The 26,830-nt window shown below is 52.5% G+C and carries 24 protein-coding genes and 1 pseudogene; 14 read left to right on the top strand and 11 right to left on the bottom strand.

Features of this window, described 5'->3' with window-relative positions:
• Nucleotides 1–42 precede the first annotated feature (42 nt).
• Entirely contained in the window at nt 43–1,560 is a 1,518-nt protein-coding gene (dgcJ, locus tag ACI2I2_RS00485) for a diguanylate cyclase DgcJ (protein WP_404656091.1), read from the top strand.
• A 21-nt stretch (nt 1,561–1,581) separates the two neighbouring features.
• On the opposite strand, the gene ACI2I2_RS00480 is transcribed toward dgcJ, so the two are convergent.
• Nucleotides 1,582–2,331 carry a hypothetical protein gene (locus tag ACI2I2_RS00480; protein WP_404656090.1) on the bottom strand — a complete coding sequence of 250 codons (750 nt, stop codon included), beginning with the start codon at nt 2,329–2,331 and terminating at the stop codon, nt 1,582–1,584.
• A gap of 78 nt (nt 2,332–2,409) precedes the next feature.
• Nucleotides 2,410–2,709: a hypothetical protein gene (locus ACI2I2_RS00475; protein ID WP_404656089.1), complete on the bottom strand. Its 300-nt coding sequence runs from the start codon at nt 2,707–2,709 to the stop codon at nt 2,410–2,412.
• 296 nt (nt 2,710–3,005) lie between these two features.
• Between ACI2I2_RS00475 and ACI2I2_RS00470 the strand changes: the two genes are divergently transcribed.
• The 5 genes from ACI2I2_RS00470 (at nt 3,006) to nadS (ending at nt 7,437) form a co-directional block, all read left to right on the top strand.
• Nucleotides 3,006–4,523 (top strand): DUF1254 domain-containing protein, encoded by a 1,518-nt coding sequence (locus ACI2I2_RS00470; RefSeq protein ID WP_404656088.1) that lies wholly within the window; start codon nt 3,006–3,008, stop codon nt 4,521–4,523.
• 26 nt (nt 4,524–4,549) lie between these two features.
• On the top strand, nt 4,550–5,842 hold the full coding sequence (locus ACI2I2_RS00465; protein ID WP_404656087.1) for a DUF1254 domain-containing protein: 1,293 nt from the start codon (nt 4,550–4,552) through the stop codon (nt 5,840–5,842).
• Between the two features lie 66 nt (nt 5,843–5,908).
• On the top strand, nt 5,909–6,586 hold the full coding sequence (locus ACI2I2_RS00460; RefSeq protein ID WP_404656086.1) for a helix-turn-helix domain-containing protein: 678 nt from the start codon (nt 5,909–5,911) through the stop codon (nt 6,584–6,586).
• A gap of 232 nt (nt 6,587–6,818) precedes the next feature.
• The gene (locus tag ACI2I2_RS00455; RefSeq protein WP_404656085.1) at nt 6,819–7,151 is read left to right on the top strand and encodes a type II toxin-antitoxin system RelE/ParE family toxin; all 333 of its coding nucleotides are present in this window, start codon (nt 6,819–6,821) and stop codon (nt 7,149–7,151) included.
• Nucleotide 7,152: 1 nt separating this feature from the next.
• Nucleotides 7,153–7,437 (top strand): NadS family protein, encoded by a 285-nt coding sequence (gene nadS, locus ACI2I2_RS00450; protein ID WP_330981802.1) that lies wholly within the window; start codon nt 7,153–7,155, stop codon nt 7,435–7,437.
• Between the two features lie 48 nt (nt 7,438–7,485).
• Here the strand turns inward: nadS and ACI2I2_RS00445 are convergent, their stop codons facing one another.
• Nucleotides 7,486–8,451, bottom strand: a complete 966-nt coding sequence (locus ACI2I2_RS00445; protein WP_404656084.1) for a GlxA family transcriptional regulator — start codon at nt 8,449–8,451, stop codon at nt 7,486–7,488.
• A gap of 115 nt (nt 8,452–8,566) precedes the next feature.
• Here ACI2I2_RS00445 and ACI2I2_RS00440 point away from each other — a divergent pair, with 115 nt between their 5' ends.
• Complete coding sequence (locus ACI2I2_RS00440; protein ID WP_404656083.1) at nt 8,567–9,184, top strand: cysteine hydrolase family protein; 618 nt, start codon at nt 8,567–8,569, stop codon at nt 9,182–9,184.
• Between the two features lie 71 nt (nt 9,185–9,255).
• Here ACI2I2_RS00440 and ACI2I2_RS00435 read toward each other — a convergent pair whose 3' ends face one another.
• Nucleotides 9,256–10,755, bottom strand: coding sequence for an aldehyde dehydrogenase family protein (locus tag ACI2I2_RS00435; protein WP_404656082.1), 1,500 nt, complete (start codon nt 10,753–10,755; stop codon nt 9,256–9,258).
• Between the two features lie 231 nt (nt 10,756–10,986).
• On the opposite strand from ACI2I2_RS00435, the gene feaR reads away from it, so the two are divergent.
• Nucleotides 10,987–11,895, top strand: coding sequence for a transcriptional regulator FeaR (gene feaR / locus ACI2I2_RS00430; RefSeq protein ID WP_404656081.1), 909 nt, complete (start codon nt 10,987–10,989; stop codon nt 11,893–11,895).
• 93 nt (nt 11,896–11,988) lie between these two features.
• Here the strand turns inward: feaR and ACI2I2_RS00425 are convergent, their stop codons facing one another.
• Genes ACI2I2_RS00425 through ACI2I2_RS00415 form a run of 3 tightly spaced genes read right to left on the bottom strand, consistent with a single transcriptional unit; the run spans nt 11,989 to nt 15,150 of the window.
• Nucleotides 11,989–12,312 carry a YdbL family protein gene (locus ACI2I2_RS00425; RefSeq protein WP_404656080.1) on the bottom strand — a complete coding sequence of 108 codons (324 nt, stop codon included), beginning with the start codon at nt 12,310–12,312 and terminating at the stop codon, nt 11,989–11,991.
• A 7-nt stretch (nt 12,313–12,319) separates the two neighbouring features.
• Nucleotides 12,320–12,511, bottom strand: a complete 192-nt coding sequence (locus ACI2I2_RS00420; protein ID WP_330981806.1) for a YnbE family lipoprotein — start codon at nt 12,509–12,511, stop codon at nt 12,320–12,322.
• Nucleotides 12,511–15,150 (bottom strand): YdbH family protein, encoded by a 2,640-nt coding sequence (locus ACI2I2_RS00415; RefSeq protein ID WP_404656079.1) that lies wholly within the window; start codon nt 15,148–15,150, stop codon nt 12,511–12,513. The genes ACI2I2_RS00420 and ACI2I2_RS00415 overlap by 1 nt, the downstream gene beginning before the upstream one ends.
• 256 nt (nt 15,151–15,406) lie before the next feature.
• Here ACI2I2_RS00415 and ACI2I2_RS00410 point away from each other — a divergent pair, with 256 nt between their 5' ends.
• Nucleotides 15,407–16,396, top strand: coding sequence for a 2-hydroxyacid dehydrogenase (locus tag ACI2I2_RS00410; RefSeq protein WP_404656078.1), 990 nt, complete (start codon nt 15,407–15,409; stop codon nt 16,394–16,396).
• 116 nt (nt 16,397–16,512) lie between these two features.
• Nucleotides 16,513–16,932, top strand: coding sequence for a heat shock protein HslJ (hslJ, locus tag ACI2I2_RS00405; RefSeq protein WP_404656467.1), 420 nt, complete (start codon nt 16,513–16,515; stop codon nt 16,930–16,932).
• 5 nt (nt 16,933–16,937) lie between these two features.
• Here the strand turns inward: hslJ and ACI2I2_RS00400 are convergent, their stop codons facing one another.
• The gene (locus ACI2I2_RS00400; RefSeq protein WP_404656077.1) at nt 16,938–17,204 is read right to left on the bottom strand and encodes a DUF333 domain-containing protein; all 267 of its coding nucleotides are present in this window, start codon (nt 17,202–17,204) and stop codon (nt 16,938–16,940) included.
• A 275-nt stretch (nt 17,205–17,479) separates the two neighbouring features.
• Here ACI2I2_RS00400 and nifJ point away from each other — a divergent pair, with 275 nt between their 5' ends.
• The 4 genes from nifJ to ttcA all read left to right on the top strand — a co-directional run bounded on the left by nifJ (nt 17,480) and on the right by ttcA (nt 23,997).
• Nucleotides 17,480–21,007 carry a pyruvate:ferredoxin (flavodoxin) oxidoreductase gene (gene nifJ, locus ACI2I2_RS00395; protein ID WP_404656076.1) on the top strand — a complete coding sequence of 1,176 codons (3,528 nt, stop codon included), beginning with the start codon at nt 17,480–17,482 and terminating at the stop codon, nt 21,005–21,007.
• A gap of 357 nt (nt 21,008–21,364) precedes the next feature.
• Nucleotides 21,365–22,480, top strand: coding sequence for a porin OmpC (gene ompC / locus ACI2I2_RS00390; RefSeq protein ID WP_404656075.1), 1,116 nt, complete (start codon nt 21,365–21,367; stop codon nt 22,478–22,480).
• Between the two features lie 242 nt (nt 22,481–22,722).
• Complete coding sequence (locus ACI2I2_RS00385) at nt 22,723–22,890, top strand: hypothetical protein (protein ID WP_404656074.1); 168 nt, start codon at nt 22,723–22,725, stop codon at nt 22,888–22,890.
• A 171-nt stretch (nt 22,891–23,061) separates the two neighbouring features.
• A complete protein-coding gene (gene ttcA, locus ACI2I2_RS00380; RefSeq protein ID WP_404656073.1) occupies nt 23,062–23,997 on the top strand; it encodes a tRNA 2-thiocytidine(32) synthetase TtcA in 936 nt (311 codons plus the stop codon).
• 60 nt (nt 23,998–24,057) lie between these two features.
• Here the strand turns inward: ttcA and ACI2I2_RS00375 are convergent.
• The 3 genes and pseudogenes from ACI2I2_RS00375 to ACI2I2_RS00365 form a co-directional block, all read right to left on the bottom strand.
• Nucleotides 24,058–24,162: pseudogene (locus ACI2I2_RS00375) on the bottom strand (hypothetical protein); the annotation flags it as partial.
• Between the two features lie 274 nt (nt 24,163–24,436).
• Nucleotides 24,437–25,420, bottom strand: a complete 984-nt coding sequence (gene zntB, locus ACI2I2_RS00370) for a zinc transporter ZntB (protein ID WP_404656072.1) — start codon at nt 25,418–25,420, stop codon at nt 24,437–24,439.
• 235 nt (nt 25,421–25,655) lie between these two features.
• A complete protein-coding gene (locus tag ACI2I2_RS00365) occupies nt 25,656–26,714 on the bottom strand; it encodes a methyl-accepting chemotaxis protein (protein ID WP_404656071.1) in 1,059 nt (352 codons plus the stop codon).
• Nucleotides 26,715–26,830: the final 116 nt, after the last annotated feature.

Genomic DNA, 26,830 nt, shown 5'->3' with positions numbered 1-26,830 from the left:
CTATAATTCGCCGCATCAGGGTAGTGAAAGGAATAGCCCATCGTGTTTAACCCCAAACGGACCGCCACTTTTGCGGCGATAGTCATTCTCAGCACGGCAGTGTTCTCTGGTCTGCTGTTTCGGGAATACCAAAGTCTGAAGAAATACATGGCTTACATTGCGGAGAATGGAAAATCCGCGCTGTTTCACGAAGAGTACATCAACCAGCGAGTGGCCTTTAGCCTGTCGACGGCGTTCTCAGCAACCCTGCCGGGGAGAGCAGGTTTCAACGATCCGCAGACTGTCTGTCAGCACGTTGAGCATATTAATGGCGTGTACGGTCTCAATCTGGCGGGGAAAACCTTTACGGCCCTGAATGGCACGCTGCAAACTCGCGATCCGCGATGCCTCGACTGGGCTTTCGATGTCCCTGAACTTTCGGTTTTGCTCGACAGCAACGCCAGCCCGTCGCCCAAATACAGTTTTTCCAACTATACCGGCTACATGTTCAATAACCGCCGCTATTATATCGATCTGGTGCATAACTATATCTATATTAACCGCCCTGTCGATACACGCCATTACACCTTCCAGAACTGGCTGGTCGCGGGAACCAGCGATATCGATATTGATAACAGCGCGATCTCTATCAATATCGACCGGGATGCGCTGAAGGATTTGCAAAGCGGGAACAGCATTGTGTCGCATATTTATCGCGACGGCTATTCGAAGAAAAATATTATCAGTATGCTTAACCCGGTATTTTCCAATGGTAAAATACGCGGCGTGATTGTGACCGATTTTAGCATCAGCGATCTGGTGACGTCGTTTTATACGCCAGACCGCCCTGCTTTGTGGACGTTTTTAACGATGTACGTTGAGGATAACAACAGCCACAAGGTTATCCATTTCCACAAACCGAAAGTTGCCTCATTTGATTTTATTGATCACAAAGAGGAGATCACCCGTTATTACACGCTCCACGCCAGCCTCGATTTTCTCTATTTTGTGCTGACCAATCTCTGGCTGTTTGTCCTTTACATCGTCATCACATTACTGCTGTGCCAGTACGCTCGGTATCAGTTAAACCGCCATGCGTCACTGACGAAAGACAATGTAACTGACCCACTCACCGGGCTGTTTAACCGTAAAATCATGTCGAAACAGCTGGAGGATAGCGTGCACGTGATGATCGGTAAGCATATCGGTGTGACGGTGATTGCCATCGACTGTGACGGGCTGAAACGCATTAACGATACATTGGGTCACGCAATGGGTGATCGGGCAATTAAATTGCTCGGCAAGGCTATCGAAAAATCGATTCGAAAAAGCGATTTTGGCATTCGTCTCGGCGGGGATGAATTCAATATTATTCTGGTTGATGCCAACCTGAATAAAGCGCGGGAGGTGATTATTCGGGTTGAGGATAAATTACAGGAGATGGATAGCGCCCGGCTGGTGTCGTTTTCATGGGGAAGTTATCAGATGACAGAACAGGACTCTTTCGAGACTGCATTTATCAAAGCGGATGAACTGCTGTACGAACACAAGCAAAGTAAATATACGCCCCGTCATCGTTAACAAGCACGGGGCGTGAAATCATCAATAGAACTGCAGGTTTAGCCCGGCAAACACCTGCCAGCGTGGCTGACCGGGTCCACGATCGGCAATCGAACCCTGAGGTTCAATAAAGAAGTTGTAGACCGTTTTGCCCTTCTTAACGACCTGTCCGATACCTAAGCCCAACGGCACGCTGTAGCTATCATTATGCAGATTGTAGGCCCAGATTGGCGCAGAGCGCAGATAGGTTCCGCCCCCAAGCTGATAGAACATAAACGGCTGGAAGGTCGCCAGATTCACCGCACTGCGGTCGCCTTCTCCCGCAAAACTGTGTTGCCAGGAAGCAAGATAGCCGTACTGAAACTTAGGTGAACTGGCGTTAAACAGCACGTTGACCAGTCCTGCCGACCACTTCCCGGTTCCCACCGCATCATCTGTGCCCGTAGGCGCCGTAATCTGTGGACCAAAGCCAAAGCTGACTGCCGGGTTCCCCGTGTCAATCAGCCATGACGCAAATAAGTTAAGGTCGCCGACACCGGTCTTATGAGCCCCATTCGGCGGTGTCGGATAAGTATTAACCGGTAATGAACCACGCAGAAGCCAGTTGCTATCACCTAATGAAAAGGGTTGCGCATAGCGAAGCCAGAACTGATTAGCGTCTTTATCGGTACCGCTGATGTCGCCAATGTAATAGTTCTGCATGTTGAATGCGGTCATATTCGCCAGCGGGTTATTCGCCTGCGCTGAATCACCTGCCGCATTCGCGATTAATGGACATGCCAATGCGGCCATTAATAACCCTGCTTTTACCCTACCTTTCATTAATGAATTCTCTTAATTGTTATAGTGGTTAAATGAGCTTAGCCGAAATCAGCAAAAAAGTATCTTGCCCACTGACCTCAACTTAGACGTGTTTCCCCAGAGGGTATCCCTGGCATCACGACGGCCTTCGCGTTTGGTATCACGCTTGTCACGACGGCAATCACGGTTGCTCTTATGGTCTTTCAGATAGCATTCGCGCTTTTCTACACGTGCCTCAGTCCGCGCATCCTGACGGATATCACGCGCCTTCTGGTGACGTTGATGCAAGTCATTCAGGCTGGCCTGTGCTGTCAATGTGGGAACAGAGGCAGCCAGAACGACCACAGCAGCATATAAGTAATTTTTCATAGAACATCCTCCTGGATATCTTTCATCCATTAAAAGGGCGTATTAATAAATGAAAAACTGGGTGATGACGACATTTATTAAAAGACGTTTGAAACGTTGAAAAATCATATCCCACACTTTTTAAGTGCCTTTATTCTCTGCCCTGCTCGGCATTATTCATTAATAAACGTTCAGCGACTTGATTAAGGCACACCTCTAACGGAATAATTTCTTTGATAAAACGCGTGCTTTTGCTCATTTTTATCCTACAGTTCATGAGGATAGAAGCTAAACACCTGCTCATTAAGGAAGCAGCTATGCCTATAACACGTAGAGAATTTTATAAACTGGCGCTGGGTTCAGCCGTCGGTCTGGCTGTCCTGAAAACCTCGTCTCCCGCCCTCGCGCAAGGGATTTCATTGAAGAAACCTTTGCCTTATGGCGCCGGTGAGAAAGGTGAAACCGATGGCGGTTTGCCACCCCGGGACGCGGCCTGCTCCATCGAAGATTTTGATTACCAGATTAAATACCAGCGCGCCTTTGAAGCCGTGTTGTGGAACATGCCTGCGGTCGCTATCTACAGCTTCCGCCGTGCCGCTTTTAATAATCTAGGCCTGAAAGACAACGACATCATCGCCTATTCAAAACCAGCCACTCCGCACCTGGAAGCCATCACCGCCAACAGCACAACGCCTTACATCACGGCGTTTACCGATTTGCAGAAAGGCCCAGTGGTTCTGGAAGTGCCCGCGGCCGGGGCAGATGGCAGCTTGTATGGTCAGATTGTGGATGCCTGGCAGTTCACCATTGCTGACGTCGGCCCTTCCGGGCTCGACAAAGGTAAAGGCGGCAAATTCCTGCTGACGCCTCCGGGTTACACCGAAGCGATTCCGGAAGGTTATCTGCACGTGCCTTCGCCAAACTACCGAGTCGCATTTGCTTTCCGCTCCGTTCAGGCGCCAGGCAAAACGACGGAAGATGCGTATCACTATTCTAAGCGTATGCGCATGTACTATCTCTCGGAAGCGGCGAATCCACCGACGCAAAAATTTGTCGACCCAGGCAACAAGCGTTACCCGACCCTGCCGTTCTACGACGAACGTCACTTCGAAGATTTGCACGCGGTGGCAAGCGTCGAACCTGTGCGTGAGCAAGACAAAGTCATGCTGGGCATGCTTTCTTCTCTGGGAATCGGTCACGGCATTAAATTCGATCCCGATGAAAAGACCAAAAAGGCGATGCGCCAGGCCGCGATTGACGCCTGGTTCTATATGCAATACTGGTACGACAATTTCCCGAAAGAGAAACTCTACTGGCCAGATCGCCACTACGCTTCCCTGCTGCAAACCGATGACAACAAGAAATTCACCTTCATCTATGAAGACAGAATTGACCTGATTAACCGTGCCGCTGAGTACTTCTGGTGTACCTATATGCCGCAAGTTCTGAGCGATAGCCCAGCGACTCAGTATCTGATGTGTCTCGCCGATAAAGACGGCAAGCTGCTGGAAGCCGGTCAGACGTACAAAATTACGGTGCCTGTAAAAATGCCGGTCAAGCAGTTCTGGGCACTCACCGTCTACAACCGCGACACCATGTCTTTCATCTACAGTGAAAGTGAGCGTACGACCCTGTCCTCTTACGATCTCGACAAGATGAAAAAGAACGCAGATGGCAGCGTCACGCTGTATGTCGGGCCAAAAGCCCCTGAAGGTCTGGAGAATAACTGGATCCCAACCAGTGGCAAACGCCCCTTACCGGCTATGCGCTTCTATGGCCCTACGGACGAACTGAATAACAAAACCTTTAAACTAGCCGATTTCGAACGCGTATAAACGTTTAATCATTACCGGAGTACGATATGAAGAAGTTAATCCTGGCCGCTGCGCTGTGCAGTGTTGCAATCCCTGCCTTCGCTCAAATCAGCGACAAAATGGCGGAAGATGCCTACATCTATGGTTACTCCATGGATGAAGCTTACAAGTTCTTCTACAACACCGCGGTGAAAACTGACACCCCGATGAACCGTTTCCAGAACATCCGCCATCTGGCAGATGACACCTATACGGATCACCCAACCATCAACAACGACACCTTGCACCTGCAGGGCTGGCTGGATGTGAGCGCTGAGCCGGTGATTGTTAGCGTCCCGGACATGGATAAGGGCCGTTACTGGATCCTGCACACCATGGACATGGGTCATTACACCACCTCCATGATCGGTTCCCGTACTCGTGGCACCAAAGGCGGCCACTTCATGTTCGCCTCCCGTACCTGGAAAGGTGAAGTGCCTCCAAGCGTAACCGAGGTCATTCGTGTTGATTCCGACATCCTGAAACTGATGGGCCGCATCATGGCTACTAGCCCAGAAGACACTAAAGTAGCTCTGGGTTATATGGACGACTGGAACATCCGTACCCTGTCTGCCTACCTCGGCGTACCTGGCCCGAAAGCGACCGTTCACAACTGGCCTGACCCAGCCAAAACCAACTGGCTGCAGCGCGTGAACTTCGTGCTGTGCGAAGGCGATATGGGTACTGCGGACAAAAAATGGATCGACCAGTACAAAGAAGCAGGTATCGAGCCTTGTAAAACAAGCTTCACCGCAGAACAACTGACCGCGGCGAAAAAAGGGGAAGAACTGGGCCTTGCGCACCTGAAAAAACTCCAGCCGACTATGACCACTTCTGAAGGCCTGCTCGGGACTCGTGAAGAACTGCAAAACCAGAAGCGTGATCTGTTCGCTGAAGGGACGCTGATCGGCCAGTGGGGCTTGCCGCCAGAAGAATCTGTTTATGCTCAGATTGTTAAAGGGTCCGATGGTCAGAGCATTAACGGTTCGAACGGTAAAAAATATCAGCTGCACTTTAAGGCGCCAAACGTCAGCCAGTTCTGGTCCTTTACCGTTTATGGCATCGACAACATGCTGATGGCTCACAACGAAATTAACCGTCACAGTCGCGGTGATCGCACCCTGAAACCTAACGCTGATGGCACTTACACCATCGACCTGAGCGCCAAAGGCGATGCGAACAACCCTAACTGGCTGCCGATTCCGGAGAAAGATGCTTACATCGTTCTGCGTATGTACGGCCCGGATAAGACCATCCGCGAAGGAAAATACCCAACGCCGACACTGGAAGTGGTTAAGTAAGAATCTAAGAATAAGGGATAGCAGTATCCTAAATTGAGTTAAGGTCTTTGCCCTTCATGACAATGCATGAAGGGCTTTTTTCGTCTAATATCTTGTTCATGTTCACGTTTTATCAGGTTCTTCATGATCACTTATCCAGTCAGACCTAAGGCCGCCATAGAGCGACTGATTGCTGTACTTCAGCCTTTGGGAAAAAAAATCGACATTGCCGCACGCAAGCGCCTCCCGTGGGATAAAGGGCACTCTCCTTTCCTGTATATTTTCCTTGAAGGCGAAATGTCCGTGTCGCGTATTTCTGACGGCATTTTGGTCGCCACCGCTGTTGACCCCCACATCTTTGGTTTTTCTGAAATGTTTCACCCAATGAGAAGCAATATGCTGCGGGCAGAAACAGACTGTGTGCTGTATAGGGTTGAGACGGACGTTGCGGAGCAAGCCATCGAGCAGCATGGCTTGTGGCGAGATGTCGCCGAGATTCTGGCGTTTCACACAAACACCATGCTGTGCCGCGATCTGCAAATTGTGAACCAAAGGACTTACCCTATTGTCTGCCACTATTTGCGCGAACTGGATGCATTGTCAGAAGAAACCAAGGAACGAGTGAACATCCTCAGCTATGTGCAGGAACGCACCGGCTTATCACGAAGCAGTATTCTGAATATTATTTCGTCGCTGAAAACCGACCGGCATATCGATTTTGTGCGCGGCGGTTATAAATTGCGTATCAACAGCCTTCCCGAATAACGCATTGTTCCTGCTCATGATACCAGCGACCTCCTCTGAGGCCGTTGGTATCACTGCCGTTGCTGCTATGAACGATGACCTTACGAGGCAGTACGCAAAATCAACAGAACCTTCAGCAAGCCTCTCCTTTCGGGCTTATATTCCCTGCGGATTATTTCAACACAACTGAAATGACGGTGTACATAGTACCCATTGCAGGTGTACTATGTACCCGCACAGGGAGAATGTGCCAGTGACCCATGCTATTGAGTTTATCGAAACCCCGCTCTTCACCCGGCAAATCAAGAGCATTGCCACAGATGATGAGCTGAAAGAGTTGCAAAAGGAGTTGATCCAGTATCCCGCCAGAGGCGATTTGATAGCGCAAACCGGTGGTCTGCGTAAAATCAGGATGGCGACAGGAAATCAGGGAAAAAGTGGCAGCGCGAGGGTTATCTATTTCATCGCATCCGAAGAGATTGTCTGGTTTGTGCTGGCGTACCCGAAAAGCGTAAAAGATTCGCTGACGGATGCCGAAAAATCAGCACTGAAGACACTCACCCAACAACTGAAAAATGAGGCGTGATATGACCTTTTTTAACGAGCTGAAAGCTTCGCTGGAAGAAGCCGTCGAAATTAAAAACGGTAAAAAAGCGGCAGGAAAAGTCACTCGCTATGAAATTGCCGATGTGCGAGCCATCCGCGAGCAACTTAACGTTTCTCAGAGTGAGATGGCGACAGCACTGGGCACCAGCGTGGATACCATCAAAAGCTGGGAAGCCAAAAGGCGAAACCCAACAGGACTTGCCGCTAAAGTGCTGGCCGTTATCCAGTCGGATCCCGCCTTCTTTCATGCGCTCGCGGCGCATTGAAAAAACGAGCGAGGGGCGCTACAGGCTGAACATTCACAGCCTGCCGCATTAATCCTCTGATGCGCTCCGGCGAAACGTTTTTCGGTACGCCAGCGGCGTCGTTTGCAGCCGCTGGCGGAAATAGCGGCGCAACAGCATGGCGCTGGAAAAACCGCTCTGCTGCGCCACCCTTTCAACCTGCATATCCGAAGATTCCAGAAAACGCTGGGCCAGTGCCAGCCGCTGGTTTAGCAACCACTGACTCAAAGTCGTGCCCGTCACTGCGGCGAAACGGCGGGTAAAGCTCCTGCGGCTTAACCCCGCTCTTTCAGCCAGACATTCCACGGTCAACGACTCTGTCAGGTTTTCCGTCGCCCAGGTCAGCGTGGCCAGAAAACGATCGCCGCTGCGGCTGTTATACACAGGCTGCTCGATATACTGCGCCTGCCCACCTTCACGAAACGGCGGCGTAACAAGCTGGCGGGCCACGCTGTTGGCCATCTGCGCTCCAAACTGATTGCGTACCAGCCACAAACAGCAGTCGATACTGGCCGACGTGCCCGCCGAGGTCACTATGTTGTCGCTATGTAGATAGAGCACATCCGGGTTGAGCCGCACCTGCGGATACAGTTTGCGAAAAGGTTCTACCCACTGCCAGTGAGTGGTGGCAGGTCGTCCATCCAGCAGACCAACGGCCGCCAGCACAAACGCCCCCATACACAATCCCACCACTTGTGCGCCCCGCTGCGCGGCTTCCAGCAACACGTCACGCAATGCGCAAGACGGCGCAACCAATGGGTCACTCCAGCTTGGCACAATCACAATCTCGGCCTCACGGGCAAAGCTCAAATCTCGCTCAACCTGAATGGAAAACCCCATGCTGGTTTTGAGCAGGCCGGGCGTGGCGGCACAAATAGCAATCTCATAGGCAGGCTGCCCGGTGGCGTCTTTAGCGGTTTCAAACACCGCAAACGGTACCGACAGGTGAAAAGGAATAATGTCATCAAAAGCCAGGATTGCTACACGCGTGGTCATGTCCGTCCTTATTGGCCCAAAAGGATCGCTTTTGGTACACCCGGTTCTGTTTTGTCTTCGCTACCCTTTCTACTATGGACAGCAATGCAAACCAACACAATCGATGAGGAATGTTATGACAACTGCACCCACTCTCAGAACGCTTGGCGGCGCAGCCCGCACCGCTGAATTACCGGCACACGCCACCGCGCTGGTGATCATTGATGTTCAGAACGAGTATTTCCCGGGAGGCAAACTACTGATTCCTGACGGACAGCGGGTACTGGAGAAAAACCAGCAATTAGTGGATTTCGCCAGAAGCCACGCGATGCCGCTCTTTTTTGTCCAGCATCTTGGTCCTGAAGACAGCCCGATTTTTGCCAAAGGCAGCGGCTTCGATGATTTCCACCCGGCGCTGCAACCGCAAACCGGCGACAGGATTATCCAGAAGGCAACGCCAAGCTCTTTCGTTGGCACGGAGCTGGAGTCGCAGCTTAAATCGGCCGGGATCCAGCAACTGATCGTCAGTGGTCTGATGACGCACATGTGCGTGTCCAGCACAGCCCGCGATGCAGTGCCAAAAGGTTTTAACGTGATAATCCCTGATGATGCCTGCGCAACGCGTGATGTGGCGGGCTGGGACGGGAAAATTGTCGGTCATCAGGAACTGCATCGCGCCGCGTTAACCGCCGTCGGCGATGTCTTTGCCGAAGTGATGTCGACAGAAGAAGTGACGGCATTGAGCGTGCGATAAACAGCCATCGGTGGACCGAACGGTCCTGTAGGCCGGGCAACCACAGGGCCGCCCGGCAATTTACATCAACCTCAATAACGCACGCAAACCGATTTGGTTTCACACCAGCCGTCGAGCCAGTCAGGGCCAAAATCTCGTCCGGTTCCGGACTGTTTCATGCCACCAAACGGCAGGTTAGGGTCGATAAGCGTGTGGCTGTTGACCCAAACTGTGCCCGCCTGTAAGCGGTCGGTGTAACTCAATGCCTGCGAAATATTCTGCGTCCAGACGCTGGCGGTGAGACCATATTCTGTCTCATTGGCCAGCTTCAGCGCTTCTTCGCCGTCTGCCACGCGAACCAGGTTCACCACCGGGCCGAACACCTCTTCGCGAGTCAGGCGCAAACGTGCATCAGGATTGACCACCAGCGTAGGACGAACGTAGTAACCCTGTCCTTCTGGCCCTGAATTACCACCAATTAACTCGGCATGATTCTGTTCGGCTTCATGAAGGAACGCCGCCACTTTGTCACAATGCGCACGCGACGCCAGCGGGTTAATCTGCGCGCTTTCAGACATCCCCGGCCCAACGCTCAGCGATTTCACCGCTTGCTCAAAACCGGTGACCAGGGTGTCAAACAGCGGCGCTTCGATATAAATGCGCGAACTGGCTGCACACACCTGCCCTTGATTGAGGAAACTGCCCATCATCAGGCCTTCAATCACCCACTGCGGATCGGCATCTTTCAGCACAATCGCCGGGTTTTTGCCGCCGAGTTCCAGCGTCACGCGCGTCAGTCTGTCTGCGGCTGTACGGGCAATCTGTTTACCGGTTTGGGTTGAACCGGTAAAGCTCACTTTCGCTACCTGAGGATGCGACGTCAGCGCAGAACCGCATTCCGCACCGCTTCCGGTAACCACGTTAAACACACCGTCAGGCACACCTGCTTCGCTCGCCAGTTCTGCCACTCGCAGCAGTGTCAACGGCGTGGTTTCTGACGGTTTGATAACAATCGAGCACCCTGCCGCCAGCGCTGGCATCACTTTCCACATGCCAATCATCAGCGGGAAGTTCCACGGTACAATTCCCGCGACAACACCCACCGGCTCTTTGCGAGTCCACGCCTGATAGCGTGCGCCTGCTGGCAGCGGAATGGAAACGTCCAGCGTTTGTCCGGTGATTTTGGTGGCGAGCCCGGCGGTATAGCGCATCCAGTTCAGCGTGCAAGCGACTTCAAACGCACGGGAAATATTGATCGATTTGCCCTGCTCCAGCGTTTCCAGTTGGGCGAGTTCTTCGGCATGTTGTTCAACCAAATCGGCAAAACGCAGCAAAATGCGTTCGCGTTCCGCAGGCAAGCGCCCCGCCCAACGGCGATCAACAAAAGCTCGCCAGGCGGACATCACTGCCGCATCCACATCTGCACGGTTAGCATCTGCGGTGGTGGCGATCGATTTTCCGGTTGCCGGGTCCCAGACGGTCAGGCGTTTGTCGCTGAGCGAGGCCTGCTGTTTGCCGTCGACATAAAGCCCGTGCTGGCGCGCCAAAAAGTGTTGCACGCTCTCAAGCAGTGCGACCTGTGAATCAGACATATCAGCTCCTTATTACCCTTCACGGTTTTGTTCAGTGTAGAGCCGGAGCGCACATTCTGTTTTTGTCTCTCTGTCATTCGCTTTGTCGCCTGTGACAGCCCTCGCAAACAGTGACAATAGTCGGCTTAGCGCCTGTTGCCGGTGATAGTTCTTTCGTATAGTCACCAGCACACCCTTGCTAGCGCAACATAAATGCAACATTGTGATAGCACTTTTTGACTGAGGCTGACTATGGCGCAGATATCCGGTGAAGAGCAGTTCCAGCAGTGGCTCGCACAGATTAACCATGAATGCGGGAATTTCGCCGCACGGCAACTTGAAGGAGCGTTTTCAGGGCATCTGGAAACCGGGTACACCCGCTCGCTAAAGCTCAGCACAGTCACCAGCGCCAACGTCAATCTGTACCGCACCAACCAAGAAATCAAAAGTTACAACGACAACTGGTTCTATACCGTTTTTCAGCTGGAAGGCCAGGCCATCATTGAACAAAACGACCGTCAGACGGTGATCCAGCCTGGGGATATCACTCTGGTGGATGCTTCGCGCCCCTGTTCGATAGTGTGGCAGCAGCCCTCACGACAAATCTCGTTATTGTTGCCAAGAAGTCTTGTCGAGCAGCAACTGCGGATCAGTGAAGGACACTGTGTGCAGCGTCTGGAGAAGTCGTTGCCGATGGTACAAATGAGCCACAGGTTGTTGCAGGAAAGCATGAGCAACCGCGAGCTGTCGGGCATTGAAAGCGAAGCGGCGCTGGAGGCGATTGTGTGCCTGCTGCGCCCGGTCTTACAGCAACAGGACCAGCAACCGAGCCGCCGCGAGCGGCAGTTTGAAAAAATTGTGCGGCTTATCGACGACCATATTCAGTCAGATTGTTTGCGCCCGGAATGGCTCGCAAACGAAACGGGGATGTCGGTGAGAAGCCTTTACCGCATGTTCGCCGATAAAGGCCTGGTGGTGGCGCAGTACATTAAAAACCGACGGCTGGATCTGTGTGCGAAGGCGCTACGCAGCGCCGCCGACGATGAAAAACTGGCAGGCATTGGCTTTAACTGGGGCTTTACCGACCACAGCCATTTCTCTACCGCATTTCGCCAGCGCTTTGGCATTTCGCCAGGCGAGTACCGGAAACAGCATCGGTGAAGGCCTTGTTCGGTGGCGCTACGCTTACCGAACCTACAAAATCCTCCCGGCCGGAGGTAGGCCTGTGCCAGCGCAGCGCCGCCAGGCAACATGTCACTTCTTCAGCCATTTGCCATTAATGCCCTTCACATACTCACCCGGCTGAGCGCGAGCGACCAGCTTTTGCCCGGCCATTTTGGCCACTTCATCTACCGGTATATTGTTGCTGTCAGCCAGTTGCTGATAGCTCTCACTGCGTGCATCGTTAATCTGCTTCACCAGCGCCAGCGTTTGTTTATCTTGCTTGAGTGGCGCCAGATAGCCGCTCAGCGTTTCACCGACCAGCCCTTCGGAACGAGCCTGCTCCAGCGTCAGTGCGAAGACGCTTTGGCTTATCAGACAGAGACTCAGCACCACCATAACCCCTAATTTCTTCATGATGGCCTCAGAACAGATCGCTACGTGATTTCAGTAAATCTTCGACGTCTTTGTCGACCTTGATATGAATTTCGTGTTCGATTTTGACATTCATATTGATAGTGATCGGCTCCTTCGGTGCGGCCACCTCAATCCTTGGTGTGCAGCCGCTCAGCGTCAATACGGCAATCCCGCCCAACAGGGCGATGGTGGTTTTCATTATTGCTCCTTACATTCCTTGCCTGCCTGGCAATGCGGCTGCGGAAGCGCCGTATTCTGCTCAAGCCACGCCTGAAGATTGTCGCCAAAGCGCAGGCTGCGCCACAGGTCGAACACATTTTCTTCATGGGTATAGTTTAAATTCACTTTGCCGGTTTTGCCGTCAGCCTGGCTGGTGCCGGACACCGTGGCTTGCAGCGTTAACACGCCAAGATTATCGAGATTGATTTTGGTCCATGAGCGGGTAATTTCCATATACCGTAACCAGTTAATGGCTGCCCCAGCGGCCATATTATCTTTCACGACTGCGTCCGCAGTGTCTTTATCTATGCGCAGCGTCATAGGGCCAGGGTTGCTCAGCCAGCCATCTTTGATTATCCACTTTTCATTGTTGAGCCACAGGGGCAGCGCACCGCTGACCGGGCCTGACATGGTGAACTGTTTCGGGTTTACTGCGCTTATCAATTCGCTGGTGGAAATATTCTGCACGCGCAGCAAAGCCGGATCGTGCTGCGGCATGCGCAGTTGCAGCATCGACAGCTTGCCGCCCATTACATCTACGTTGACATCACTCAGGATCAGCGGGTTTTCTTCGCTCCAGGGATAGCTGCCCTGCAAATCGGCGGTGAAATTATTCGCTGTGACCTGGTTGACGATTTCGCCAATGCGCAGCGACACCGGGCCACGCGTGCCGAGATCCCAGGTGCCCTGGCGGAAACGGAAGGGCAACACGAAATCCACGCCGTTGATTTGGTTATCTGGCATCCAGGCACTGCCGTTTTTCAGCACGCCGTGCCCGCCCGCTTCAAAGCCCTGCTCCGCGGCGGCAGAAAACGCCACCTGCGCATACAGCTCACCATCACGCAGATTCATTTTCCAGTCAGGTGGGATCAGCGGCTGGAAGACGCTCAGCGACTGCTTCGGCCACCACGCTTCACCGCGAAGACGTTCGCCATCCCAACGGCCATTCACCCGAACCGGGCCAATTTTCGCCGCATGCAGGTCGCCTTTAAACTGGAACCAGGTGGGATCGCGCCCGTCAACGCTGAACTTGAGCGTTGACGGCGGAAGCACGCTGCCGCCGCTGAAACGCGTTTCGCCCGCATCCATCGATAACGCGCCGGTCAAGGAAGGATGCTGTTCATCGCGGATCCAGTGAATCGGCTGTTCAAGCACCAGGCGTGGCTGGCTTACCGTCATCGTGCCGTATTGCAGCTTATCGAAGCCAGTCGACAGGCTATTCAGCACAATAGCGCTGTCTCGCCACTCGCCGTCACCTTTCACATCCCAGCGCGCCTGCATTGGGGTGAAATTGCCATCGCCCCAGTAACGCCAGCGCCAGCTGCCTTTGTCCGGCATAAAGTTGTCAGCTTGTCCGTCGAGGTGCAGAACAAAATCGCCAGTATCTTGTTCGTGCGCGCGCAAAATGGCCTGTAATCGCCCGGCAACGCCCTGGCTACTGACATGCACACCTGCCAGCGGCCAGCGAACTTCATCAATGTTTAAGGTATCAATCAGGCGACCACGCGAGCGCAGCAGTGAACCCGGTTCGAAGCTCAGGCGTGGATCAGTGAGTGGCCCGGTTAACGTAGCGGGCAACATGGCGTAGAGCACCAGATCGTCATACTTGGCTTCGCCGCTAAGATGTAAAGGCATGGCGCTGTTGTCCATGCTCAGCGTCCCCGGCCCGAGGGTCAGCACGGCATTACCTTTGCCTGCCTGGCCTTGCGTTAGCACGTTCAGGCGCCCGGCAATCTGCATTTTCTCAATGCCCTGCTGCCAGTTATCGATTTTCAGCCCCACGCGCCCGCTCAGTGGAATGCCTTCGAGCCACGGCCAGTTCCAGCGTCCGTCGCTGATGGTCAGTCTTTCACGCGTCAGTTCCCAGGGTAAATCCAGCAGCGGGTCATCGTTACCGCGCGCCATCACCACCAGCTGGCCCTGATTTTCACGCCATTCCAGTTCAGCATCCACCAGCGTGCCAGGCTCAGGTACCTGAAACGTGGAAACCAGATGACCATTAACCGGCAGCCCGTCCGGCACTAGCGGCATCGTGAACTCACCAACTAATTTGATCGGCGGGCGGTCTTCCTCAACCTGAGCTTCAAACTGGCTGACGGTCAGCGCCTGTCCGCGTAATTTTGCTTTAAGATGAACGGCGTCACCGTTATAGCTCAGTTCCTGTTGTGCTGGCGTCAATGACACGGCCAGCTTACCCTGCCATTTTTCCCACGGCGAAAGACGAAACTGATCGATAGTCAGCCAGCTGTAGGGCAACATGGACTGCCATTCGGCGAGCGTTCGCGGCGCGCCTAGCGTCGGCGCACTTTCTGGCAACTTGCTCAGACAGGCAGAATTGATGTCCAGCTGGCCAACGTGCAGTTGCCAGCGGCTGGGATGAGAAAGTTCAGCGTCGGTGAGTACCGCTAATTGGCAATCCTTAACCAGATAGCGCAGTTCCGGTAAACGCATGGAATGACGGGTAAAACGCGGGCTATGATCGATAGCGATGCGTGTGCCCGCAGGCAGCCAGATCCCGGCCAGCGTCGGCACCCAGTGCGTCAGCGTGAGCAGCAGCGTCAGTGGCAGAAGTATCAGCAACAGCAGTAGCGCAATTGCGGCTTTCCAGGTACCCTTCATGGGCGGTTAACATCCTGATTCTTTGTGATTAAAAGCCGAAGTGGCAAGTATTGTGGCATGTTCAACGCACCAGTTAAAGTCACCGTCAGGTTTAAGCATAGAGGATGGGGTCTGATGCGCATGCCGTTTCGCAAAAACATCCCTTCATTATGCTCTACACTCACTGTTATAACCTGATGATTAAACTAAAGTTTAATATTTGTAAGATAATTTGAATTATGCTACCGTGACGGTAAAATCACTGGAGAAAAGTCTTATGAAAATCGCAGTTTATAGCACAAAGCAGTACGATAAAAAGTATCTGCAAGATGTTAATGATGCATTTGGCTTTGAACTTGAATTTTTTGACTTCCTTTTAAGCGAAAAGACAGCTAAAACCGCTCACGGCTGTGAAGCGGTCTGTATTTTCGTCAACGACGACGGCAGCCGCCCTGTTCTGGAAGAGTTGAAAAATCATGGCGTTAAGTATATCGCACTGCGCTGTGCAGGCTTTAACAACGTTGATCTGGACGCTGCGAAGGAGCTGGGGCTGAAAGTGGTGCGCGTGCCAGCCTATTCCCCGGAAGCGGTAGCCGAACACGCCATTGGCCTGATGATGTCGCTGAACCGTCGTATTCATCGCGCCTATCAGCGGACCCGCGACGCTAATTTCTCGCTGGAAGGCCTGTGTGGTTTCACTATGTACGGTAAAACGGCGGGTGTTGTCGGCACCGGTAAAATCGGGGTGGCTACGCTACGCATCCTGAAAGGCTTTGGTATGAAGCTGCTGGCATTCGACCCTTATCCAAGCGAAGCAGCACTTGAACTGGGCGTGGAATATGTCGACCTGCCGACGCTGTTTTCGCAGTCAGACGTGATTTCTCTGCACTGCCCGCTGACCGAAGACAACTACCATCTGCTGAACCACGCAGCATTCGCGCAAATGAAAGATGGCGTGATGGTCATTAACACCAGCCGCGGCGGATTGATTGATTCCCAGGCCGCCATCGAGGCACTGAAAACCCAGAAAATCGGAGCGCTGGGGATGGACGTGTATGAGAACGAACGCGATTTGTTCTTTGAAGATAAGTCCAATGACGTTATCCAGGATGACGTGTTCCGCCGCCTTTCGGCCTGCCACAACGTGCTGTTTACCGGCCACCAGGCATTTTTGACCGCCGAAGCGCTGACCAGCATTTCCGAAACCACGCTGGAAAACCTGCGTCTTATCGCCAACGGCGAAACCTGCCCTAACGCTCTGGTTTAACCTTTTCTGCTCCCCGTTCGCGGGGAGCACTTTCAGATAATCCCCATTAACCCACCCGGTACCAGAATGTCATTCTGGTTTGGTAATATTTATTTGGTGAATAGTTAATGAGTCATATAAAAATGAGCGCCGCATTGTTGGCGGCCGGAATGCTGCTGGCAGGCTGTGTGTCCACCAGCGACGTCACTACCCAGCCTGAACAGCTTCAGCACCATCGTTTTGTGCTGGAAAGTGTCAACGGCAAGAACGTTAGCAGTGATAAACCGCTGGAGCTGAGCTTCGGCGAGAAGATGCACGTGTCCGGCAACATGTGTAACCGTTTCACGGGTGAAGGGAAATTGTCTGACGGCGAGCTCAAGGTGAAAAACCTGGCAATGACGCGCATGCTTTGCACCGATCCACAAATGAATCAACTGGATAGCCTGTTGAGCGCGATGCTGCATGACGGCGTTCAGGTGGATTTGACCGCCAATCAATTAACGCTCGCGACATCTCACGATTCGCTGGTGTATAAACTCGCCGATCTGGTGAACTGAGTGACTCAGTAGTTGCCGCAGCTCCCGGTGGCAAGAGACTGCTCGCTGCATCGCTTGCCATTGGGTAATGCGCACATCCCGATGGCCGAGCCATCAAGCTGACGGGCAACGGATAACGCGCCGCCAATCATCGCGCAGTTGGCCTGCCCGGAATCTGACATCGCCGCACGCATTCCTGGCGTGACGTGTGCCGCTGTGGCCTGCTGTTCTGGTTCACTGCTGCATGCGGACAATAACAGTGCCGCGCACCCTACCCAAAAAGCTGCTCGCATTCTCTTTACACTCCCCTGTCAAAAACGTTAGCAAAACCTGTTCATAATAGGCAGCAAGCGGCCTGCCGTCGAGAGACGAAACGCGCAAAACCTGGCCTGGAAACAATTTCTCGCAATTTTTATCGCCTAAATCCCTCTCTCACTTCTGCTCAAATGAACACCAAGGACACAAAAGCAAAAATGGCTTTCCCGACCCTTTGCTAAAATAAAAGGATAATTACAGGACTCGTCGACGTATCACGGGTCCCTTTTCTTGCGCAATGTAAGGGTGTCACATGATTACAACTGATGGTAATGGCGCTGTCGCGTCGGTGGCGTTTCGCGCCAGTGAAGTAATCGCCATCTACCCCATTACGCCGAGTTCTACCATGGCAGAACTGGCTGATGCGTGGGCGGGTAACGGGCTGAAAAACATCTGGGGCGACGTGCCGCGGGTGGTTGAAATGCAGTCAGAAGCTGGCGCGATTGCCGCCGTGCACGGTGCATTGCAGACCGGCGCGCTCTCGACATCGTTTACGTCTTCTCAGGGATTGCTGTTGATGATCCCAACGCTTTACAAGCTCGCCGGGCAACTGACTCCCTTTGTATTGCACGTCGCCGCCCGTACGGTCGCGACCCACGCCCTTTCTATTTTTGGCGATCATTCAGACGTGATGGCTATCCGCCAGACAGGTTGCGCGATGCTAAGCGCCGGCAGCGTGCAGGAAGCTCAGGATTTCGCCCTCATTTCCCATATCGCCACGCTCAAAAGCCGCGTGCCTTTTATCCATTTCTTCGATGGTTTCCGCACCTCACACGAGATCAACAAAATCGTTCCGCTAGCGGATGACACGATTCAGAATTTGCTGCCCCAGGCGGAGATTGATGCCCATCGTGAACGTGCGTTAAACCCTGAGCATCCGGTTATTCGTGGAACGTCCGCCAACCCGGACACCTACTTCCAGTCTCGCGAAGCCACCAACCCGTGGTACGACGCCGTGTATCAGCACGTTGTACAGGCAATGAATGATTTTGCCGCCGCAACGGGTCGCCAGTACAAGCCGTTTGAATACTACGGGCACCCACAGGCTGAGCGCGTTGTGGTGTTAATGGGATCGGCCATCGGTACCTGCGAAGAAGTTGTTGATGAATTGCTGACTCGCGGGGAAAAAGTCGGCGTGCTCAAAGTGCGTCTGTACCGTCCTTTCTCCGCTGAACATTTGATTGCTGAACTCCCGCAGTCGGTAAAAACGGTTGCCGTCCTTGACCGCACCAAAGAACCTGGTGCACACGCAGAACCGCTGTATCTCGATGTAATGAGCGCCCTCGCCGAAGCCTTTAATGCAGGAACGCGTGAGTTTTTACCACGTGTCATTGGCGGACGTTATGGCCTGTCTTCTAAAGAATTTGGCCCAGACTGCGTGCTGGCGATTTTCAACGAACTGAGCACGGCAAAGCCGAAGCCACGTTTCACCGTAGGTATCTACGACGATGTGACCAACCTTTCGTTGCCGCTCCCGGAAAATACCCTGCCTTCCACAGCTCGGCTGGAGGCGCTGTTTTACGGCCTCGGCAGTGATGGCAGCGTTTCCGCCACCAAGAACAACATCAAAATTATTGGTAATTCTACGCCGTGGTATGCGCAGGGCTATTTCGTCTATGACTCGAAAAAAGCGGGCGGCCTGACGGTTTCCCACTTGCGAGTCTCAGAGAAACCGATTCGTTCAGCGTATCTGGTTTCTCAGGCGGATTTTGTCGGCTGTCACCAGTTGCAGTTTATCGACAAGTATCAGATGGCTGAACGCCTGAAGCCTGGCGGGATTTTCCTGCTCAACACGCCTTACAGTGCCGAAGAAGTCTGGTCGCGTCTGCCTCAGGAAGTGCAGGCTGTCCTGAACCAGAAAAAAGCGCGTTTCTATGTCGTGAACGCCGCCAAAATCGCTCGTGAATGTGGGCTTGCGGCTCGTATCAACACCGTCATGCAGATGGCGTTTTTCCAGTTGACCCAAATCCTGCCCGGCGACAGCGCATTGGTTGAACTTCAGGGAGCCATCGCGAAAAGTTACAGCAGCAAAGGTCAGGAGCTGGTGGAGCGTAACTGGCAGGCGCTGGCAATGGCGCGTGAAAATCTCGCTGAGGTGCCGTTACAACCCGTCGATGGTAGCAGCCCGAATCGGCCGCCGGTGGTGTCCGATGCCGCGCCAGATTTTGTCAAAACCGTTACCGCGGCGATGCTTGCCGGGCTTGGCGATGCGCTGCCGGTTTCCGCCCTGCCGCCTGACGGCACCTGGCCAGTAGGCACGACCCGCTGGGAAAAACGCAATATTGCCGAAGAGATCCCTATCTGGAAGGAAGACCTTTGTACTCAGTGCAACCACTGCGTGGCGGCTTGCCCGCACTCGGCGATCCGCGCCAAAGTGGTTTCTCCTGAGGATATGGAGAATGCGCCAGCCAGCCTGCACTCTTTAGATGTGAAATCACGCGACATGCGCGGCCAGAAATACGTGCTGCAGGTTGCACCGGAAGACTGCACTGGCTGTAATCTGTGCGTAGAAGTTTGCCCGGCTAAAGATCGTCAGGATCCTGAAATCAAAGCCATCAACATGATGTCGCGTCTTGAGCATGTAGAAGAAGAAAAAGTGAATTACGATTTCTTCCTCGACCTGCCAGAGATCGACCGCAGCAAACTGGAACGTATCGACATACGCACTTCACAGCTCATCACTCCGCTGTTTGAATATTCTGGCGCGTGCTCCGGCTGTGGCGAAACACCTTACATCAAGCTGCTGACTCAGCTTTATGGTGATCGCATGCTGATTGCCAACGCCACCGGTTGTTCTTCTATTTATGGCGGCAACCTGCCCTCAACGCCGTACACCACGGATATCAACGGCCGTGGCCCGGCCTGGGCGAACTCATTGTTCGAAGATAATGCTGAGTTTGGTCTGGGCTTCCGCCTGTCAGTCGACCAGCATCGCCAGCGTGTCATGCGCCTGCTGGACACCTTCGCGGATAAACTGCCTGCTGAACTTAATGAAGCATTGCATGCCGAAGCGACGCCAGAAGTTCGTCGTGAGCAAGTTGCTGCCCTGCGTAAACACTTACAAGGTGTTGAAGGTGCGGCAGAACTGTTGACTGACGCGGATGCTTTGGTCGAGAAATCCATCTGGCTAATTGGCGGTGACGGCTGGGCTTACGACATCGGCTTTGGCGGCCTCGATCATGTCCTGAGTTTGACCGAGAACGTCAACATTTTGGTGCTGGATACGCAGTGTTACTCGAACACAGGCGGACAGGCTTCGAAAGCGACCCCACTGGGCGCAGTCACCAAGTTTGGCGAACACGGCAAGCGCAAAGCGAGGAAGGACCTTGGCGTTAGCATGATGATGTACGGGCATGTTTATGTGGCGCAAATTTCGCTGGGTGCGCAGCTTAATCAGACCGTGAAGGCGATTCAGGAAGCCGAAGCTTATCCTGGCCCGTCGCTGATCATTGCCTACAGCCCTTGCGAAGAACACGGTTACGATCTGGCGTTGAGCCATGATCAGATGCGCCAGCTTACCGCGACCGGTTTCTGGCCGCTTTATCGCTTCGACCCACGTCGCGTCGATGAAGGCAAACTGCCACTGGCGCTGGACTCTCGCCCACCTTCTGATGCGCTCGCGGACACATTGATGAAAGAGCAACGTTTCCGTCGCCTGAATGCACAGCAGCCAGAAGTCGCAGAGCAATTATGGCAGGACGCCGCGGCGGATTTACAAAAACGGTATGATTTCCTCGCGCAAATGGCCGGTAAAGCGGAAAAAGCCTCCAGCGACGAATAAGATGTAAAATTTAAAATTAAATAAAAAAGCCCGAACAATCGTTCGGGCTTGTCATTTTTAACATTGACAAAATAACAATTAAAAAAATACACACAGCAACATGCTTAATTTGTGTGACAATATAGGCATATAACGGCGCGATCTTAGCGACAATTTTGAAATCTGTATAATTTTTATCATGAATGGTTAAGCATTATTCATATATTTTGCCAATAATGATTTCATTTGAATTATTTCATTGAGATTTTACTCATATGGTTACAATTGAAACTTACCTTCTTTAGATATCTCTCCATTAGGATTGCTGCACTTCCCAAAGGAAGCAAAAGTATAAAAACAGCTTAAAGGATTATTTCAATGAAAAGAAAAGTACTGGCCCTGATGATCCCTGCGTTATTAACCGCAGGTGCTGTTCACGCAGCAGAAATTTATAACAAAGACGGTAACAAGCTGGATTTGTACGGCAAAGTAGACGGTCTGCACTACTTCTCCGATGACAAAGGCGCTGATGGCGACCAGTCCTACATTCGTCTGGGCTTCAAAGGTGAAACTCAGATCAACGACCAACTGACCGGTTATGGCCAGTGGGAATACAACGTGCAGGCGAACAACGCTGAAAGTGCTGACGGTAACCAGGCATGGACTCGTCTGGCCTTCGCTGGTCTGAAATTCGGTGACTACGGTTCATTCGATTACGGCCGTAACTACGGCGTTCTGTACGACGTGGAAGCCTGGACCGATGTGCTGCCAGAATTTGGCGGTGACTCTTACTCCAAAGCCGACAACTTCATGACCAACCGTGCGAACGGCGTTGCGACTTACCGCAACAGCGATTTCTTCGGTCTGGTTGATGGTCTGAACTTCGCTGTTCAGTACCAGGGTAAAAACGAGAACCCAGGTTCCGGTGAAGGCACCAACAACGGCGATCGCGAATACCGTAACGCCAACGGCGACGGTTGGGGCATCTCCTCTACCTATGATTTCGGTGAAGGCTTCAGCGCGGGTGCGGCCTACGCCTCTTCCGATCGTACTAACGACCAGCAAACCCTCAGCACCGCGAAAGGCGACAAAGCCGATGCGTGGACTGCTGGCCTGAAATACGACGCGAACAACGTCTACCTGGCAACCATGTATTCTGAAACCCGTAACATGACCCCATACGGTGATGGCAACGGTATTGCAAACAAAACCAAAAACTTCGAAGTGACTGCACAATATCAGTTCGATTTCGGTCTGCGTCCGGCTATTTCCTACCTGCAGTCTAAAGGCCAGGATCTGGGCGTGAACGGCGTTGACGGCGACAAAGATCTGGTTAAATACGTGGATATTGGCGCGACCTACTACTTCAACAAAAATATGTCTACCTACGTTGATTATAAAATCAACCTGCTGGACAACAACGACAGCTTCTACCGCAACAACGGTATCGGCACTGACAATATCGTGGCGACAGGTCTGGTTTACCAGTTCTAAGTCGACGAGTGACAGAAAAGTTGTCAATACAACCCGCCCTTGTGGCGGGTTTATTATTTTCAGCGCTTAAACAGGAATAGATGCAAACTTTTATTCCTTGGGACAGGTTATTATTCAGACAAGAATAACGTCTATTCAGAAGCCCCGCTTGCCACAAACCCGGAAGTCTATTTTATATCCTATCCGTTTTTCTTCAGGTTTTTGTTCACTACAGTGAGTTCACCCCTACAGGAGATCACATCATGAGCAAAAGCATCGAGAATTACCTCAAGACAATGCGCGCATTTTGGCAAAAAGAGCCGGACACAGCCAAAGCATTGGCCCCTTTCTGGTTAACACCCGAAGAGCGTTACGCGCTGTTAAAAGAGCTGATGCAGCCCATCAGTCATGACCGGCAATCTGGCAGATAAACACCTTGCGACATCATTCAGGGCTGGCATTCGTCAGCGTAATCCGTACCATACACGCCAGATTATCGTCCTGGCTGCCACAGATTATTGCTACAATCCGTCGTGAATACCGATGTTTGTCAGTCTCCCTGACGCTGGTTGCCATTTACAAACGACCCGAGCCATCATTAAATGTCGCAAAATCAAGATATTAGTAAGAAAGACCAATACAACCTGAACAAATTGCAAAAGCGTCTGCGTCGTAACGTGGGCGAAGCCATTGCTGACTTCAACATGATTGAGGAAGGCGATCGCATTATGGTTTGCCTCTCTGGCGGCAAAGACAGCTACACAATGCTGGAAATTTTGCGCAATTTACAACAAAGCGCCCCGGTTAACTTCAGCCTGATTGCCGTCAACCTTGACCAGAAGCAGCCAGGCTTCCCGGAACACATTCTCCCGGCTTATCTTGAAGCGCTTGGTGTCGAATACAAAATTGTTGAAGAGAACACTTACGGCATCGTTAAAGAGAAAATTCCAGAGGGCAAGACCACCTGTTCTCTTTGCTCTCGCCTGCGTCGCGGCATTCTCTACCGCACGGCGACAGAACTGGGCGCGACCAAAATCGCCCTCGGCCACCATCGTGACGACATCCTGCAGACCCTGTTCCTGAACATGTTCTACGGCGGCAAAATGAAAGGCATGCCACCGAAACTGATGAGCGACGATGGCAAGCATATTGTTATCCGTCCGCTGGCTTACTGCCGTGAGAAAGACATTGAACGTTTCGCCGAAGCGAAAGCGTTCCCGATCATTCCGTGCAACCTCTGCGGTTCACAGCCAAACCTGCAACGTCAGGTTATCGGCGACATGCTGCGTGACTGGGATAAACGTTATCCTGGGCGCATCGAAACGATGTTCAGCGCGATGCAGAACGTGGTCCCTTCTCACCTGTGCGACACCGAGATGTTCGACTTCAAAGGTCTGACACACGGCGCTGAGGTAGTGAACGGCGGCGACCTGGCGTTTGACCGGGAAGATATCCCGCTGCAGCCAGCAGGCTGGAAGCCGGAAGACGAAGAAACGGACATCCTCGCCAATCGACTCGATATCGTCGAAATCAAATGACACGAAGCCCTCCGAATGGAGGGCTTTTTACTTCTACCGCTAGCCAAACATAATCGGATGAGGATCAGGGTCGAGCGGCGGATCGGGAATCGGTTGGGGTCTTGGGATGGGATCGGGCACCGGAACGGGATCCGTTGGGATGGGGTCGCTCATTCGTGAAGTCATCTTTGCCTCCGAACATTTCGGGTGAGTGTTAAGCCTGGTCGTTCAGGAAAAAAAGGCAAAAAAAAGCCGACTTATCTAAGTCGGCGTCGTACGAATCAATTGTGCTATGCAGTAATTCAAAAAAGGAAGTAAGACAATATGGAGCGCAACGCCCATCGCTTGACGTTGCATTCACCTGCGAGAGAGATAGTGCCCTGAATGGGGTAGAGGTTTATTGACTTCGCTCAAATTTAGCGGCTTTTTTAGGCTTGTGCGGGGCCGTAATTGTGTAATTTTACAACCATTTACTGCGATGCAACCACCATGTAACACCCCCGATCAGCACCACCAGTCCAATACAAAACAGCGAGAAACCGAACTGCCAGCCACCGCCTGGGATCCCGCCCAGGTTGACACCAAACAGCCCTGTCAGGAAGGTGCTGGGCAAAAAGACCATCGCCATCAGTGACATGGTGTAGGTTCTTCTGGCAAGCGACTCCTGCATAACCTGCGCGATTTCATCAGCCATCACACCCGTTCGGGCGATGCAGGCGTCAATTTCGTCCAGACCGCGGCCTAACCTGTCGGAAATATCCTGCATTCGGCGGCGGTGATCGTCAGTCATCCACGCAAAGCGTTCACTGGCCAGGCGCGAGTACACATCACGCTGCGGGGCCATATAACGACGCATCACAATGAGTTGTTTACGCAGCAGCGCGAGGATACCGCGAGGTGGCACCTGCTGGTCGAGCAAGTTGTCTTCCAGATCGATGATCCTGTCATGCAGCTCTTCGATAAACTCACTGGCATGATCGGTCAGCGCATCGCAGACATCCACCAGCCAACTGCCGCAGTCTGTCGGGCCGGTGCCCTCTTCCAGGTCTTTTACCACGTCATCCAGCGCGAGCACTTTGCGTTGGCGAGTTGAGACAATCAGCCGCTCATCCATATACAAACGCATCGCGACCAGCTGGTCTGGCCGCTCATCGGTGCTGCCGTTAATGCAACGCAGCGTGATCAGCGTTCCCTCACCCACTCGCGTCACCCTTGGACGCAAGCTGTCGCCCGCAAGCGCATCACGAACGCTGTTTGGCAGCAACGGTGTTGTCGCCAGCCATTCGGCGCTCCTGGGATGGGTATAGTTCAGATGGAGCCAGCACGGGTTCTCTTTATCAATCGCGCTCTCATCCTGCAGCGGAATGACTCCGCCTTTGCCGTCCAGTAACCAGGCAAACACTGCATCAGGTACATTCACATCGGCTCCCTTAATGGCTTCCACAGCGCCTCCGTTAATCTTTTACACATGCCATTGAGTCTAGCGTCGACACATCATTAAGCAATAGGTGCATCAGGCATAGCACTGAATTTGCTCACGAAAGCGGAATTATCTGGCAGCACTTCGTTGGCAGCAACAAACAAATCGTTAACAAGAATGAACGCGGGGAATATGGGCAATAAAAAAAGGCCTGGATAACCAGGCCTGAAAAAATAATGAGGGATAGATGAAGAGATGGTTAGAACGAATGCCAATAATTTTGCTCATTGCTCACAGCAGGCACAACTTGAGGTCTCTCCTGCATTACAGGAGTCATTTCTGATACGGTTTCATTACCGAGACGGAAATTACGCGTGCGGGTTTGAAGCTCGACCACTTGATGTTTAAGCACATCAGACGATCCAGCCAGTTCCTCAACGACCGCCACGTTACTTTGAGTCACTTTTTCCAGCTCAGATAACGCGAGAGTTATTTGTTCAATGCCTTTTTCTTGTTGCAGTGTCGAGCAAGATATTTGCTCCATCAGGCTGCTTAATAAGCCTGAACCCGAGACAATTTCCTGCATGTTTTTTTCCGCTTCCGCCACGATATTCGCCCCCTGTGTCACGTTATCATTCGTCACACTGATCAGCGTTTTGATGTTCTTCGCGGCTTCTGCACTGCGATGTGCCAGATTACGAACCTCACCCGCCACCACCGAGAAGCCTTTCCCGTGGTCGCCTGCACGGGCTGCTTCTACCGCCGCGTTCAGAGCCAGAATGTTCGTCTGGAAGGCGATGCCGTCAATCAGGGTGATGATTTCCGCCATCTGTTTGGCACAGTCCGTTATCGATTGCATGTTGGTGGCCACATCGACCATCAAATCGCCACCTTTACGGGCACACAGCGTTGCGTCTCCGGCCCGGTCGCTGGCGAGGCGCGTATTCTCAGCATTATTTTTGGTACTGGCGGCAATTTCTTCCATGCTGGAGGCCGTCTGCATCAGGGTCGCAGACTGCTGTTCCGTTTTCACCGACAATTCCGCACTGCGGTTGGCTAATTGTTCAGAAAGCGTCATCGCCGTCTGCGACGAAGCGCGAATTTCTGACACCAGAGTAGAGATATTACTCGACAGGCTATTTATTCCAGGAATAAGGCGTCCGGCACAGTTGTTACCAAATTCAGGAATGTTGACCGAAAGATTGCCAGAAGTGACCTCATCAATACTTCGTTTCACTGCATTAATCGGCGTAACGAGGTACTTCGTCATATAAAGCCATAATAACGAGACCGCAATCACCCAACTGATATTAAACATGACAAGCACAGCGGCATTCGCCGCGAGGAGGACAGCCAAAATATCAATAACAATAAAAACCGCCAGCAAAAACATCAATATGAAGGTTCTGACACTAATATTTCTAAGCATAATCA

It is taken from the genome of Scandinavium sp. NPDC088450 (assembly GCF_044900545.1).
GTDB lineage: Bacteria > Pseudomonadota > Gammaproteobacteria > Enterobacterales > Enterobacteriaceae > Scandinavium.
This window is presented reverse-complemented; position numbering and strand designations above follow the sequence as displayed.

Coding starts and splice junctions, on each gene's coding strand:
- ACI2I2_RS00445 (WP_404656084.1), bottom strand. CDS start 8,451: ATGACCACGCGTGTAGCAATCCTGGCTTTTGATGACATTATTCCTTTT.
- nadS (WP_330981802.1), top strand. CDS start 7,153: ATGACCTTTTTTAACGAGCTGAAAGCTTCGCTGGAAGAAGCCGTCGAA.
- ACI2I2_RS00440 (WP_404656083.1), top strand. CDS start 8,567: ATGACAACTGCACCCACTCTCAGAACGCTTGGCGGCGCAGCCCGCACC.
- ACI2I2_RS00425 (WP_404656080.1), bottom strand. CDS start 12,312: ATGAAGAAATTAGGGGTTATGGTGGTGCTGAGTCTCTGTCTGATAAGC.
- ACI2I2_RS00435 (WP_404656082.1), bottom strand. CDS start 10,755: ATGTCTGATTCACAGGTCGCACTGCTTGAGAGCGTGCAACACTTTTTG.
- ACI2I2_RS00480 (WP_404656090.1), bottom strand. CDS start 2,331: ATGGCCGCATTGGCATGTCCATTAATCGCGAATGCGGCAGGTGATTCA.
- ACI2I2_RS00415 (WP_404656079.1), bottom strand. CDS start 15,150: ATGAAGGGTACCTGGAAAGCCGCAATTGCGCTACTGCTGTTGCTGATA.
- nifJ (WP_404656076.1), top strand. CDS start 17,480: ATGATTACAACTGATGGTAATGGCGCTGTCGCGTCGGTGGCGTTTCGC.
- ACI2I2_RS00465 (WP_404656087.1), top strand. CDS start 4,550: ATGAAGAAGTTAATCCTGGCCGCTGCGCTGTGCAGTGTTGCAATCCCT.
- ACI2I2_RS00365 (WP_404656071.1), bottom strand. CDS start 26,714: ATGTTTAATATCAGTTGGGTGATTGCGGTCTCGTTATTATGGCTTTAT.
- ACI2I2_RS00460 (WP_404656086.1), top strand. CDS start 5,909: ATGAAGGGCTTTTTTCGTCTAATATCTTGTTCATGTTCACGTTTTATC.
- ACI2I2_RS00410 (WP_404656078.1), top strand. CDS start 15,407: ATGAAAATCGCAGTTTATAGCACAAAGCAGTACGATAAAAAGTATCTG.
- ACI2I2_RS00420 (WP_330981806.1), bottom strand. CDS start 12,511: ATGAAAACCACCATCGCCCTGTTGGGCGGGATTGCCGTATTGACGCTG.
- ACI2I2_RS00475 (WP_404656089.1), bottom strand. CDS start 2,709: ATGAAAAATTACTTATATGCTGCTGTGGTCGTTCTGGCTGCCTCTGTT.
- feaR (WP_404656081.1), top strand. CDS start 10,987: ATGGCGCAGATATCCGGTGAAGAGCAGTTCCAGCAGTGGCTCGCACAG.
- ttcA (WP_404656073.1), top strand. CDS start 23,062: ATGTCGCAAAATCAAGATATTAGTAAGAAAGACCAATACAACCTGAAC.
- ACI2I2_RS00400 (WP_404656077.1), bottom strand. CDS start 17,204: ATGCGAGCAGCTTTTTGGGTAGGGTGCGCGGCACTGTTATTGTCCGCA.
- ACI2I2_RS00385 (WP_404656074.1), top strand. CDS start 22,723: ATGAGCAAAAGCATCGAGAATTACCTCAAGACAATGCGCGCATTTTGG.
- ACI2I2_RS00470 (WP_404656088.1), top strand. CDS start 3,006: ATGCCTATAACACGTAGAGAATTTTATAAACTGGCGCTGGGTTCAGCC.
- ompC (WP_404656075.1), top strand. CDS start 21,365: ATGAAAAGAAAAGTACTGGCCCTGATGATCCCTGCGTTATTAACCGCA.